11 protein-coding genes and 3 pseudogenes are annotated in these 14,367 nt (G+C 40.1%); 13 read left to right on the top strand and 1 reads right to left on the bottom strand.

Annotation, left to right across the window (positions count from 1 at the left end; all coding sequences use genetic code 11):
• Positions 1-177: 177 nt before the first annotated feature.
• The 10 genes and pseudogenes from K3F53_RS19440 to K3F53_RS13120 all read left to right on the top strand — a co-directional run.
• Positions 178-346, top strand: a pseudogene (locus K3F53_RS19440) (amidohydrolase family protein); the annotation flags it as partial.
• A gap of 171 nt (positions 347-517) precedes the next feature.
• Complete coding sequence (locus K3F53_RS13160) at positions 518-1,726, top strand: helix-turn-helix domain-containing protein (RefSeq protein WP_057898134.1); 1,209 nt, start codon at positions 518-520, stop codon at positions 1,724-1,726.
• A 164-nt stretch (positions 1,727-1,890) separates the two neighbouring features.
• On the top strand, positions 1,891-2,859 hold the full coding sequence (locus K3F53_RS13155; protein ID WP_220559034.1) for an agmatinase family protein: 969 nt from the start codon (positions 1,891-1,893) through the stop codon (positions 2,857-2,859).
• Between the two features lie 25 nt (positions 2,860-2,884).
• Positions 2,885-4,549 (top strand): urocanate hydratase, encoded by a 1,665-nt coding sequence (gene hutU / locus K3F53_RS13150; RefSeq protein WP_057898136.1) that lies wholly within the window; start codon positions 2,885-2,887, stop codon positions 4,547-4,549.
• Positions 4,550-4,622: 73 nt separating this feature from the next.
• The gene (gene hutI / locus K3F53_RS13145; RefSeq protein WP_057898137.1) at positions 4,623-5,903 is read left to right on the top strand and encodes an imidazolonepropionase; all 1,281 of its coding nucleotides are present in this window, start codon (positions 4,623-4,625) and stop codon (positions 5,901-5,903) included.
• A gap of 421 nt (positions 5,904-6,324) precedes the next feature.
• Entirely contained in the window at positions 6,325-7,749 is a 1,425-nt protein-coding gene (locus tag K3F53_RS13140) for a sodium:solute symporter family protein (protein ID WP_057898138.1), read from the top strand.
• Between the two features lie 349 nt (positions 7,750-8,098).
• Positions 8,099-8,770, top strand: a complete 672-nt coding sequence (locus K3F53_RS13135; RefSeq protein WP_057898139.1) for a GntR family transcriptional regulator — start codon at positions 8,099-8,101, stop codon at positions 8,768-8,770.
• On the top strand, positions 8,767-9,462 hold the full coding sequence (locus K3F53_RS13130) for a DUF2848 family protein (protein ID WP_057898140.1): 696 nt from the start codon (positions 8,767-8,769) through the stop codon (positions 9,460-9,462). Before K3F53_RS13135 ends, K3F53_RS13130 begins: the two co-directional genes overlap by 4 nt.
• A complete protein-coding gene (locus K3F53_RS13125) occupies positions 9,459-10,241 on the top strand; it encodes a carbon-nitrogen family hydrolase (RefSeq protein WP_057898141.1) in 783 nt (260 codons plus the stop codon). Before K3F53_RS13130 ends, K3F53_RS13125 begins: the two co-directional genes overlap by 4 nt.
• Positions 10,242-10,302: 61 nt before the next feature.
• Positions 10,303-11,598 carry an MFS transporter gene (locus K3F53_RS13120; RefSeq protein WP_057898142.1) on the top strand — a complete coding sequence of 432 codons (1,296 nt, stop codon included), beginning with the start codon at positions 10,303-10,305 and terminating at the stop codon, positions 11,596-11,598.
• 330 nt (positions 11,599-11,928) lie between these two features.
• Here K3F53_RS13120 and K3F53_RS13115 read toward each other — a convergent pair whose 3' ends face one another.
• Positions 11,929-12,174, bottom strand: coding sequence for a hypothetical protein (locus K3F53_RS13115; protein WP_057898143.1), 246 nt, complete (start codon positions 12,172-12,174; stop codon positions 11,929-11,931).
• A gap of 265 nt (positions 12,175-12,439) precedes the next feature.
• Between K3F53_RS13115 and tnpA the strand changes: the two are divergent.
• From tnpA to K3F53_RS13100, 3 genes and pseudogenes are all read left to right on the top strand, one after another.
• Positions 12,440-12,738: pseudogene (tnpA, locus tag K3F53_RS13110) on the top strand (IS200/IS605 family transposase); the annotation flags it as partial.
• Between the two features lie 83 nt (positions 12,739-12,821).
• Positions 12,822-13,840: pseudogene (locus tag K3F53_RS13105) on the top strand (RNA-guided endonuclease TnpB family protein).
• 269 nt (positions 13,841-14,109) lie between these two features.
• Entirely contained in the window at positions 14,110-14,262 is a 153-nt protein-coding gene (locus K3F53_RS13100) for a hypothetical protein (RefSeq protein ID WP_220559033.1), read from the top strand.
• The last annotated feature ends 105 nt before the right edge of the window (positions 14,263-14,367 follow it).

The following is a 14,367-nucleotide window of genomic DNA, read 5'->3' as shown; positions in this document are numbered from 1 at the left end:
TGTAATTTTTATGATTTCCCTTTTTTTACTTTATCCAGGAAATATAGAAATAAACTTTGATCATAATATAAAAACATATGTTTGATAGGAAGTGGAATGAGTATTCTGATTAAAAATGCAATCATTTTACTTATGACGGAAGAAATGCCGTCAACTTTTACAAGGAATATTTTGATTTCGTTTTATGATGATCTTAGATTAATGGACTGGCCGGAAAAGAAAATGTGCTGAAGATCGAATGACAGTAGAAGATATTTACTGAGGCTTATTACTTGGCATTGCAGAAATGATCAAATCAGGTACGACTACTTATGCGGATATGTATATACATATGGATCATATTGCAAATACAGCGTAAACTTTCGGAATAGGAGGGATAATTATGAAAAAATTTCTGGTTGCAATCATTAGTTTATTGGTTGTTATATCACTCTTTTTATTTATTTTACTCCTCATTATGATAAGTGTAGTAAACGGAATACAATTTCGTTCGGCATAATTTTAAGGAGAACGGAAGATGAAACAAAATCCTGCCGAAGCAGCTTTTTCCCATCTATTGCTTTCCGGAACGTTTGTACATGAAGCGTCTTTTTCTGAGATGCAGCAAACGTATGGAATCTATATTCACCCTCATCTAGTTATGGCTATTTCTATTGATCGCTATCCAGATTTATCCATAGAGAAACCTTTAAACTGGAGGATAGAGATCGGTCAAAGGTTAGTAGAAGCAATATATAAGGCGGTAACCATTCCCTTTGTATGGGTTTGGATTGAGGAAGGTGTACTGGCATTACTTTTGGAATTTACATCAGAACATCGAATAACAAAGGACTTGAATGAAGAAACTCTTCAGATTGCAAAAAAAATCCAAAAATCAGCAGATGAAATGCCTGTTTCTGTCTCCATTGGAATTGGAACTTATTATGACGATCCTTATATGCTTCAGCATTCTTATAAGGAAGCCAGAAAATCGATGATTAACCGGTTTTTCCAAGGGAATCGAATGATTTTTCAATTTGAAAAGGAGAAAAATAGAGAAGAGTCAGGGCAAAATTATTTTTCTCTTAAAGAGAAAATAGAGAAAGAGAGAATAGAGCTATTAGCGCGGGTGCGGATTGGAGATGTAGATGGGACTGTTCCCATCTTACAAATTATATTGGAAGGATTAGCAGAGGCCAATAAGTTTAATGTGAACATGTTCAAGTCTGAAGTGGTGGACTTAGTCATGATGATTTCCAGATTGGTTTTGGAGGCAGGATTCAGTGCTGAGACGATTCTGTCGGAAAATGCCCATTTTATCCAAGATTTATATCAAACCATTCGGTATGACAAGTTTATTAAAAAAGTATGTGAGTATGTACGCTGGTTAACAGAGCAGGTAGCATTAACCCAAACATTGGAGGTCTCTCCGGTGATTCGGCAAGCGATTCGATATATGAAAGAAAATCTTCGAAAAAAGATCTCTTTAGAAGACATAGCACAATATTGTTGCTTGAGTAAGTACCATTTGAGTCATTTGTTTAAGAAAGAGATAGGGGTAAGTGTTATTGATTTTTTAAATAAAATTAGAATCGAAAAAGCAATATATTACTTAGAAACAACAGATTTGTCTATCCAGCAAATCGCAGACAAAGTTGGATTTCCAGATGCGAATTACTTTAGTCGAACGTTTAAAAAATACACCCAGCATAGTCCTACAAAATATCGTTCAGCAAGATTGTGCTAAATTCACACAAGTTATGCTAGATAAAATGAAAAGGCTTTCTAGTAAGATAAAGACATCATTTAAATACGGAAAATAATTATTCTTCTAAATAATATAATAAGTTGAGTGGGGGCCTAAAAACTGCTGATTTTAAATATAAGGGATATAGGAGAGGGGAAATCCAATTGAAAAAAATTGATCTACTCAACCCGCCTGAGATTATTCGTCGTTCCAACTGGCGTGATCGTTTTGAGACAAAGGTTTCTCAATGGTTAACTCCATGGGATGGAGAGGAACCGATAGATATTGGCTTTATTGGAATTCCTTTGTCCAAAACATCGATAAGTATTTCAGGAGCTTCGATGACTCCAAACGCGTTGCGTGAATTATTTGCAAATGTAACGACATATAGTATAGATCATGATGTTGATTTACAGGAGTTACAGGCACGTGATATGGGCGATATTCAGATGCATGTGACTGATTTACAGCGCTGCCACGCAAATATTGAACAGGGACTAACCAATGTATACGAAGCATTGCCCGATTTGTTTCCTATCATTACAGGTGGTGATCACTCGATTACATGCCCCTCAGTCAAAGCCTTTAAGAAAAGGTTTTCTGGAAAAGTGGGGATTGTTCAAATTGATTCCCACATGGATGTAAGAAATTTGGAGGATGGCGGGCCCTCCAATGGTACACCCATTCGAGGATTAATCGAATCAGGGACAGTGGATGGTCGCCATATCGCTCAAATTGGGATTCATAGCTTCGCAAATTCTAAGCCTTATCGGGAATACGCTTTATCAAAGGGGATTACACAATTTACAGCACGTCAAGTTTTTCAAGAAGGAATTGAACATTTAGTAGAAAAAGCGATGGAAGTGGCAGGAAATGGAACGGATGCGATTTATGTAACGGTAGATATGGATGTTTTGGATCAAGCGTATGCACCTGGAGTACCAGCGATGGTACCGGCGGGAATGACATCCTGGCAGTTGTTTGACGCTGTATTCATGCTAGGTCAGAATCCAAAAGTAAAAGGATTCGATATCGTTTGTGTAGATCCTATGCAGGATCCACGCAGAGCTACCGTTAGAACAACATTATATGTGATATTAAGTTTTCTTGCTGGATATATGAAACGAAGCTAAAAACATAATGAAAGGGGAAGGGAATATGAAAAAGGTATCAGGACGTACAATTCGCGCCCCTCGTGGGACAAAGCTGAATGCAAAAGGATGGCAACAAGAAGCTGTCCTTCGGATGTTAATGAACAATCTTGATCCGGAGGTAGCCGAACGTCCGGAGGATCTTGTAGTATATGGCGGGATCGGAAAAGCCGCTCGAAATTGGGAGTGTTTTGATAAAATTGTCGAATGCTTAATGGATTTAGAAGCTGACGAAACATTGCTTGTGCAATCAGGTAAACCGGTTGGAATTTTTAAAACGCATACACAGGCACCGCGCGTACTTATCTCGAACTCTGTTTTAGTTCCGGCTTTTGCGAATTGGGATACGTTCCATGAATTGGACAAAAAAGGACTTATGATGTATGGACAGATGACAGCTGGAAGCTGGATTTACATTGGAACACAGGGAATTTTACAAGGAACATATGAAACATTTGCAGAAGCAGCCCGCCAGCATTCAGGTGGAACACTGAAAGGAACATTAACACTAACGGCAGGGCTCGGTGGAATGGGTGGGGCACAGCCGCTAGCCGTTACGATGAACGAAGGAGTTGTTATTGGCGTTGATGTAGATCCTACACGTATCCAACGTCGTATTGATACACGTTACTGTGATGTAATGGTTTATGATTTGGATGAAGCCTTGAAGCTGGCTCAGGACGCACAGACGAAAGGCCAGCCTCTTGCTATCGGATTGGTTGGCAATGCAGCTGAAATTTTCCCAGAATTCGTAAAACGAAGAATTATTCCTGATTTTGTGACAGATCAAACGTCTGCACATGACCCGCTGAATGGGTACGTTCCTGCTGGATACTCACTTGAAGCTGCGGCGGAATTACGTAAAAATGATCCGGAAGAGTATGTAAAGCTTTCGAAAAAATCAATGGCAACTCACGTACAGGCTATGCTTGATCTTCAAAAAATGGGGTCTGTAGTATTTGACTATGGTAATAATATCCGTCAGGTAGCTCTGGACGAAGGTGTAAAGGATGCTTTCGATTTTCCGGGGTTCGTTCCTGCCTATATTCGTCCTCTCTTCTGTGAAGGCAAAGGACCGTTTCGCTGGGCTGCACTATCTGGAGATCCGGAGGACATTTATAAAACAGATGAACTCGTATTAAAACTTTTCCCTGAAAATGAGCATCTGCGCCGTTGGATTACAATGGCTAAAGAAAAAGTTGCGTTCCAGGGATTGCCTGCACGCATCTGCTGGTTAGGATATGGTGAGCGTGTAAAAATGGGTCTGGCCATTAATGAAATGGTTCGTAATGGGGAAATTTCTGCTCCGATTGTTATTGGCCGTGACCATCTTGACTGTGGTTCTGTTGCATCACCGAATCGTGAAACGGAAGCGATGAAGGATGGAAGTGATGTAGTAGGTGACTGGGCAATTTTAAATGCTCTTGTAAATACAGCTTCAGGCGCAAGCTGGGTATCTGTTCACCATGGTGGTGGGGTAGGAATGGGATATTCTCTTCATGCAGGTATGGTTGTTGTAGCAGACGGCTCTAAGGAAGCAGAGGAGAGGCTTTCCCGTGTGCTTAACACAGATCCGGGGATGGGAGTCATTCGCCATGCTGATGCTGGTTATGAACTTGCGATTCAAACAGCTAAGGAGCGCGGTGTTCGCGTACCAATGCTCGGCATCTAAAACAGTGCCATAGTGTAAACGAAAGTTTGCCCGGGGAATTCTTCGGGCACTTGATTTTCATGGGAGGGTAAAAATGGAGAAAAATACAATTGATTTATTGGTTCATAATATTGGCCTGCTGGTAACGATGCAAGGAAAGCAGGAAGCTCGAACAGGTAAAGAGATGTCCAATGTAGGGGCAATTGAAAAGGGGGCTGTAGCGGTTCGAGATGGAAAGATTGTTGCCGTTGGCCGAGAAGAAGAGGTCAGAGCCCAAATCGCAGGATTGGCAATAGAGGAAGAACTGGATGCAAAAGGCAAGTTGGTTACCCCAGGTCTTATTGATCCGCATACCCATTTGGTTCACGGTGGTTCACGTGAACATGAATTAGATTTGAAATTAAAGGGTGTTTCTTATTTGGATATTCTGGCTCAAGGCGGCGGGATTTTAAGTACGGTTCGTGCTACCCGTCAGGCAACAGAAGAAGAACTGTTTACAAAGGCCAAGGGAAGCCTGGATATTATGCTGCTTCATGGAACGACCACTGTGGAAGCAAAAAGTGGATATGGCTTAACTTTAGAAGATGAAATAAAGCAACTGCGCGTGGCAAAAAAGTTGAATGAATCACATCCAGTTGATCTGGTTTCTACGTTTATGGGAGCCCATGCCGTACCTTTGGAATATAAAGAACGACCATCAGGCTATTTAGATGTAGTGATTCAGGAGATGCTTCCAGAGGTTAAACGTCAAGGATTAGCGGAGTTTTGTGATGTATTTTGCGAACATGGCGTATTTACTGTTGAACAATCGCGCCAGATTTTAATTGCTGCCAAAGAATTAGGTTTTGGGATTAAAATTCATGCAGATGAGATTGAGCCAATGGGAGGCGCACAGCTTGCAGGTGAACTTGGATGCATTTCAGCAGAACACTTGCTTGCTGCAAGCGATGAAGGGTTTGAAGCGATGCAGCGGGCGGGCACAGTTGCGGTATGCTTACCTGCCACTTCTTTTAATTTACGATTAAAAAAACATGCGCGGGCACGAACAATGATTGAGATGGGCATACCTGTTGCCTTATCCACAGATTATAACCCTGGTAGCTCACCTACTGAATCTATACAACTGGTTATGACATTAGGATGCCTGAATTTAGGAATGACCCCGGAAGAAGTGATAACGGCTGTCACCATTAATGCCGCCCATGCTATTGGAAAAGCGAATACTATTGGCAGTCTTGAAGCGGGAAAACAAGCAGACCTGGTTATTTTTAATGCTTCTAATCTTGCATATCTTCCGTATCATTTTGGGATTAATCATGTTAATACAGTTATAAAAAATGGAAACATTGTTGTTTTTGACGGGAAGTTATGTTAAAAATCGAGTTGCTTACTAAATTCGGATGAATGAAAAGTGAAACTGGGCAGGTTCTCTGCCCGATTTTTCTTAATTGGTAGCCTTTAGCATAAGAAAATACACAATATCATAAAAAAAGAACACTTATGTGTCTAAATATGACGAGTTAATATTCAGATAAGTAGAAAAAATCACTACGAGTAATTCCAGATATTATATAGTGATTCATACACATGGTTATTTCAGGAGCAGGAGCAGAGTTTTTATCGTAATTGAAAGCGGTATCAGGAAGGGAGAGTATGTACTGTATACTTCTGGAATAAACGCCTGTATGAAAGTGGTAAAGAGGAATACAAATGGAATGTATTACACGTTGTATATAAAAAATTCAGGGGGGAGTTCGTGTTCGCCACGTGAAATTTGCTTTTGAGGGGAGATTTACATGAATGGTATAGATGTATCAGTTATCGTTTTGTATTTACTTATCATCGCATTAGTCGGTGTGTTAGGAGCGAGAAGAGCGAAAACATCAGAGGATTATATTGTGGCGGGTCGGAATTTAAATTTCTCGATGTATTTTGGCTGTATCGCCGCATTAACATTGGGGGGAGCTGCAACAATTGGCACAGCCAAATTAGGGTATCAGTCAGGAATATCCGGCATATGGTTTGTCACCTCGCAAGGGATTGGTCTCATTTTACTTAGCATTTTTCTTGCAAAAAAAATATTTAACTTACGGGTATTGACGATTAGCGAGATGCTAGAAAAACGTTTTAGTGTAGAAGCAAGGCTTATTAGTTCGCTGGTAGCGGCTACGTATACGACGATGCTTACGGTTACACAAATCATTGGAATCGGAAGCGTTCTAAAAGTATGGCTAGGTTGGAATTTTACACTTTCGATTGTAGTAGCGGGTGGCATTGTATTGTTGTACACGGTGCTGGGAGGAATGTGGTCAGTTACAATGACAGACATTGTCCAATTTATCGTCATGAGCATCGGTATTTTCGTGATTATGCTTCCAATGAGTTTATCAAAAGTAGGTGGATTAGCTGGGTTACAGGAGAAGCTGCCATCTACCTATTTTGATCTCAGTGTCATGGGCGGGACGGATGTTTTTAAAAGCTTGTTATTGTATGCGCTCGGTATCGTAGTTGGACAAGACGTGTGGCAGCGAGTGTTTACGGCACGCAGCCTAAAAACATCCCGTTACGGTATGATTGCAGCAGGTGGATACTCGTTTTTGTATGCTATTACGGTTGCATTAATTGGGATGTGCGCATTTGTAGCGCTTCCGGGTTTACAGGATCCACAAAATGCGTTTGCCAGCATGGCGATTCATACGCTTCCGGCTGGGGTGTTAGGGGTTGTGTTGGCTGGTGTGCTTTCTGCTCTCATGTCGACCGCTTCGGGAACGCTTATTGCATCCTCTACTTTGCTAGTAAACGATATTATCGGACGATTTTTTCTGCGGCAAATGAATGAAAAAAAGTTCCTGGTGGTTTCGCGGATTACAACGTTATCAGTCGGTATTTTTGCGATGATTTGTGCCTTATGGATTCAAGATATTTTAGTCGCATTAGACATTGCTTTTGCGGTGCTTTCCGGTGCATTGTTCTTCCCTATTATTCTCGGATTCTTTTGGAAGCGAGTGAGCGCACGCGCTGTGTTTTATTCCATTATGGCGAGCTCCGTGGTCATTTTGGTTAGTTTGGCGTTAGAAGGTACAACATCAATTGTTCCCATTTTGTACGGATTGGCAACAAGCGGCATTACCATTGTGTTATTCTCGTATCTCTTTCCGGACTCAGTAAAAGTTAATATGAATCGGGAAGAAGAAGGTGTATCGCAAACGCAAATAATGTAATCAAGAGAAAGGAGCTGGAGACGAGAAAATCTCCGGCTATTTTTTTGAAGGTAGATTTTTTTCTACTTTGCAAGTTCTTGATTTATTAACAACCTTAGCCTGAGCTGCACTGAACGGAGGGGCTAAGCCAAAAGATATTTTTTCGATTTTCTTTGCTTGATGGGCATGTGACACGCGTCCTTACTGTATCGAAAAGTGCTCCCTAAAGCGTATTTTTACGAACTATAGATTTATGTAAGAAAGAGTAAGATGATGTTGACATGAGATTTGTCACGAATATAATAAATATTAATAATATTTTTGTGGCATGCCACATACCACACATTATATTAAAATTTAGGAGTATTTTATGAGTTTATTTAAAGTACAACAGCCATTATCACTAAAACAGCAAGCCTATGAGGGAATTAAGAATGCGATTATTAACCATATCATTCTCCCTGGAGAAGTTTTGTATGAGCGTAGTTTGAGTGAAAATCTCGGTATAAGTCGCACTCCAATTCGTGAAGCTATCCCACTATTGGAGTTAGAAGGATGGGTAACTTCTATACCTAGGAAAGGAACATTTGTCAGTACCATTACTGAGCGAGATGTAGAAGAGGTTATACAGATTCGCCGAGCAATAGAAGTACTGGTTATAGAATTGCTCATTCCCATCATTTCACCAAATCATATCCAAAAACTTGAACAGCTTTATAGTAAACAGGTAGAGGAGAAACAGGATAATAAATCATTTATTTCTACAGATAAGGATTTCCACATCTACCTCGCTGAATTAAGTGGTAATCGAAGACTTGTACAATTAATGCAAACAATAAGTGATCAAATACGATGGTTTGGTGTTAGCGCTTTACATTCTCCTAATAGAACAGAACAGACTCTAAAGGAACACGCCTTAATTATTGAATGTTTAAAAAACAAAGATGTTGAAAAAGCGAAGAAAGCTGTCCTTGATCACATTGAGTGTACACGAATGGCTGTGCTTTCTAGCTTAAAAATAAAAAAGGGGGAGAAACCATGAAAGAAATTTCAGTGACCATCGATTTAGGGAATGGGGACAAAAGGCAGGAAAATTTTCAAGTAAGCAATGTTATCGTAGTTGGATATGGGGGAAGAAATATTGAAAAAGTGATGGAACATATTCATGAATTAGAACAAATTGGTGTCTCGCCACCTTCTACTATCCCCGCAATCTATCCACAAAAGCTTTCCAGCCTAACATTTAATGACTCTATCAGGGTAAATGGGGGAGAAACTTCTGGGGAAGCTGAATATGTTCTTTTTAATGATGGAAACGAGTGGTTCGTCACTGTTGGAAGCGATCACACCGATCGTTTGATTGAAAAAGAAGATATCCAAAAGTCAAAAGAAGCGTGTCCCAAGCCTTTAGCTACTCTTTTTTGGAAATTGAAAGATGTTGAACAACACTGGGATGAATTGATTCTAAGATCGTGGATTACGGACAATACAGGAAGGAGAATGTACCAGGAAAATAACCTCACCGCTTTACTTCCCGTACATGAATTACTAGATAAGTTGCGTGAATTCGGATATGAAAACCTTTCCAATACGATTATTTTTTCAGGTACTGTTCCTACTTTAGAGGGTTTTGTGTATGGGAGTAAGTTTGAATACGAACTTGAGGACCCTGTTTTAAACCGAGTAATTCGAGATGAATATTCTATTGTTGTGGAAGAGGTGTCAGCATTATGAAAATAGCTCTTATTCAAATGGATGTAACGATTGGTGAGCCGGATGTAAACTTTGAAAAAGCACATCGATTAATGAAGCAAGCCATGGAACAAGCGCCTGACATTATTGTTTTGCCTGAAATGTGGAATACGGGGTACGCTTTAGAAATCGCCGAGCAAATCGCAGATATTGATGGTCAGAGGACAAAAGAACTTTTCTCCTCCTTTGCTAAAGAAAACAACGTTGCAATTGTAGGAGGAAGTGTATTGTACCGTGATTCACAGAGTGGAAACGTCACCAACACAATGTTTGTGTTTAATGAACACGGAGAACAAGTTCTCCGTTACGATAAAATCCATTTATTTCGTTTAATGGATGAAGACAAGTTCCTTACGGCAGGAAATACCTTTGGATTGTTTGAACATCAGGGCGAAACCATCGGAACTATGATTTGTTATGATTTACGGTTTCCGCAACTTTCCCGAAAGCTTGTTAATCAAGGAGCGAAAATATTGATTAATGCAGCACAATGGCCAACGTCACGAGTGGATCATTGGAGAAAGCTGCTGGTCGCTCGAGCCATTGAGAATCAATCTTTTGTTGTGGCTGTCAATCGATGTGGTGAAAGTCGAAACACATCGTTCCCCGGAAGCTCTATGGTGATTGATCCGTTAGGTGAAATCCTTTTACAAGGAGATTCTTCAGAGCAGATCTATTATGCAGAAATCGACTTAAGCAAAGTTGATGATACACGAAAACATATTCCTGTTTTGACAGATCAACGATTGGATTTATATTAAAAGAATGTTCTTGTAGCCTTCTTAACATTAAATATATAACAGGGATAAAGGGGAAGATTTTATGAATCGATTAGTGCCTGAAGTAAATGAAGTGAAACAAGTACAAGTAAAACCAGCTTCCCGTATACGCTGGTGGCTAGCATTTCTTTTCTTTGTGATTGGTCTTATAGCGTATATGGATCGTTCCAATATTTCGATAATTGCAAAGCCAATGATGGAAGATTTAAATATGGATAAGGTGCAATTTGGCTTTTTAGCCTCCATATTTTCCCTGGGTTATGCCCTGGCTCAAGTTCCGGCAGGGATATTGGCAGAACGTTTCGGTGCACGGCGGATTGTATTCCTCGCATTGGTTTGGTGGTCTGTTTTCACTGGCCTTACAGCTATAGTGAAATCTCATGGTCTATTGGCTTTAGTCCGCTTTCTCTTTGGTGTAGGAGAGGGACCAATGTATCCAGGTAATGCTGTTTTTAATACGTATTGGTTTCAGAAAGAAGAAAAAGGGCGGGCAGCAAGTGCCTTATTAGCAGGCTCGTATTTTGGTCCGGTTATAGCTCCTATACTCACGGTGGCTATTTTTCAAGCATGGGGATGGCAAGCAGTATTTTATATTTTCGGACTTATCGGTATATTCGTAGCTTTTATCTGGTACTTGATTGGCCGTGATAAACCGGAAGAGCACCCGATGGTTAGTAAAGAAGAGCTTGAATTAATTGTCAAGAATAGAACAGTAAAAGAGGAGAAAAAAGAAATTGCACCGTGGGGGCAATTTTTAAAAAATGGTCGTTTCTGGGCCCTTGGCTTACAGTATTGTGTCGTCCTCTATATCGTCACTTTCTTCCTTGTTTGGTTGCCTACGTACTTAATGGAAGCAAGGAGTTTCTCCCTTCAAAACATGGGATTTGCGGCTAGTTTACCTTGGCTATGTATTTTTATAACGGTAATGACAGGTGGTACAATCTCGGATTGGTTAGTGAAAAAAGGGAAATCAAAGATGGTTGCTCGCGGCTCTCTAGCCATTGGTGGATTGGTGATTTTTGCAGTTACTATGTATTTAGCTGCTTATGTCACTATTCCCTGGATGAATGTACTATGGCTAACGCTTGCACTTGGTTCTCTTGGATTCCCTGTCGTAACTTCGTGGGCAGCTGCAGTTGATTTAGGAAATGAGTATTCGGGTTCTGTATCCGGTTGGATGAATCTATGGGGAAACATCGGGGCATTTTTGTCACCTATTCTCTGTGGCTGGCTTGCAGAAACGATTGGGTGGGAAGGTACATTATTAATCAGTATTGTTCCTATTCTCTTTGCTATTGGACTATGGTTTGTCGTTCGTCCTGATCGTTCATTTACTTAGAAGAGTACAATATATATATATTTCTAAATATTTTGCACAAAGTGGCATGCCACATGCCACTTTGTGCACTTCCCTTCTTTTTTGCTTACCAAGCGCCACTAATAATATCGTGTATCATTTTTCTATTAGTAATGATTCCACCACTGACACCTGTCTTTAACATCACAAAATTTAATTGCTTGGCCTGCTCCAGAATATTTTCATATTTTATCAAATTGTCCGGGCTCTGCTGTTTTATGATATCTTCAAAGAGCAGGTGCTATGAATAATCCTGTACCCTGCTTGGAGCCATTGAGAAACGGCCCCAGGCAGGGGAAGGTTACAAGGATTTTATCCTTGTGTTTGGTTTGTTGCGCTAGCTGAAGCTGTAGCCTGTGCTTGGGCTAGCTGTTGTTGCGCCTGCTCAAGCTGCTGTTGTGCTTGTTGAACGGCCTGCGGGTTTGCAGCGGCCTGAGCCTGTGCTAATGCACTCTGAGCTTGCGTAACTGCATTTTGGGCCTGTGTAACCGCGTTTTGCGCCGCCTGATTCGTAGCCGCATTTTGAGCTTGTTGATTATTTTGTTGCTGGTTAGGCATAAAGAATACTCCTTTCATAATTAAATTTGTGCGTGAAAGCACCTTTCATAGTATGAGCAGATAGCTTTTATTTTTATACATTTTTAACTTTCCTCCGAAAGAAGTCTCCCATTTCTAAACGTGAAGGTGCTTTCGTCACCAGTGAAAGTGGGAGATGAATTTCGGTTAGGCGTAGCCTAAAGTTGGTTCCTTATTTTGTTGTGATATAATCAGTCTTAGATAAATAAAAGGCTGTTGTATCAATGAAATTAATAATAATCATTCGATGTTCTCATTATATTATCATCTTGTTCTGGTCGTGAAATATCGTAGAAAAGTGATTGACGATACCATATCTGACTATGCGAAAGATATGGTTGTTCGATTGGGTGAAAATTATAATATTTCCTTAGTTGAATGGAATCATGATATTGACCATGTGCATATTTTGTTCAAAGCACATCCAAATACTGAAATGTCAAAGTTCATCAACGCTTATAAAAGCGCAAGTTCTCGACTTATCAAAAAGCATTTTCCACAAGTAAAAAGAAACTTTGGAAAGAGTATTTTTGGTCAAGAAGCTTTTGCTTGCTTACAACGGGTGGTGCGCCCATTGAAGTGATAAAGCAGTATATAGAAAATCAAGGGATGAAGTGAGGTGATTCGATATGGCAAACAAAGCATATAAATTTCGTCTGTACCCAACGCAAGAACAAGAGCAACTTCTTGCAAAAACCTTCGGTTGCGTTCGCTTCGTCTACAACAAAATGTTGGCTGAATGGAAGGAAACATATGAACAATTCAAGGATGACAAAGAAACGCTAAAAAAGAAAAAATTCCCCACTCCTGCTAAGTACAAAGAGGAGTTTGCATGGCTCAAAGAAGTCGATAGCCTTGCGTTAGCAAATGCTCAACTCAATTTGCAAAAGGCATACCAAAACTTTTTCTTTGGTCGTGCTGAATTTCCTAAGTTCAAAAGCCGTAAGGCGAGACAGTCCTATACAACGAATGTAGTCAACGGAAACATCATGCTGTTGGATGGCTATATCAAATTACCGAAACTAAAACTTGTGAAGATGAAGCAACATCGGGAAATTCCGTCACATCATATCATGCTGTTGTTGGCTTAGATTTTTCTATGAATGGCTTATTTGTTGATAGCGAAGAAGGTAAGACAGCCAATTACCCTCGTTTCTATCGCCAAGCCTTGGAAAAATTAGCGAAGGAACAGCGTATTCTATCACGCAGAAAGAAAGGCTCTAATCGTTGGCACAAACAACGTCTGAAAGTAGCGAAGCTACATGAAAGGATTGCAAACCAACGTAAGGACTTTCTTCATAAGGAATCACATAAATTAGCGAAACGGTATGATTGTGTGGTTATCGAAGACCTCAACATGAAAGGAATGTCACAAGCCCTCAATTTCGGTAAAAGCGTTGCTGATAATGCATGGGGCATGTTCACGACACTTCTCCAATACAAGTTAGAGGAGCAAGGGAAAAAGTTTATCAAAATAGATAAGGGGTTTCCATCATCAAAAACTTGTTCATGTTGTGGTCAAGTAAAGGAGTCTCTATCTCTTTCTGAGCGCACCTTTCGCTGTGAATGTGGTTTTGTGGCAGACAGAGACTGGAACGCTTCTATCAACATCAAACATGAAGGATTGCGCTTATTAGCGTTAGCATAGCAAAAAGAACTCTTGGAACGAGAGGGATAGCTCGGTCAGTTTTCGTTGGCTACTAAAAGCAACGATAAGTCGAGAAGCCCCCACTTCAAAAACCGTAAGGTTTTAAGTGGGGGGTAGTTCACAACATTTCTGATTCAGTTTGTTATATAAGTGTTTGGCAAATTTTCGCTTTTCCTTGTTATTTTTTAAATTTTTTTGTAAGATTTTTCGTGAAATTGCAGGTAAATCGTTACTTCATGACTAATTATCAAAGTATCGGGAGGTGCGATATGATGAGTGAAAAGATGTTTATCGGGGAGACAACAAAAGATGGCTATATTATTATTCCGCCGGAATTATATGGGGTTATCGGAAGTACATTTGATGTTTATACGGACGAAGAAGGGCGATTGATTCTGCGGATTTTTCAAAAAAATCAGTAAGTAAGCGTTTTTATGAAGCGTTTAGGGTGGAAGCAGGATAATGACTGCGCTTGTGACAAGAAGGGGAAAGACGGGATTGTTTTGATGGATAAGTCAGGCTGTTGA

The sequence above is a fragment of the Aneurinibacillus thermoaerophilus genome (assembly GCF_019603355.1).
Lineage (GTDB): Bacteria > Bacillota > Bacilli > Aneurinibacillales > Aneurinibacillaceae > Aneurinibacillus > Aneurinibacillus thermoaerophilus.
The sequence above is the reverse complement of the archived record's forward strand: the minus strand, read 5'-3'. Positions and strand labels throughout refer to the sequence as shown.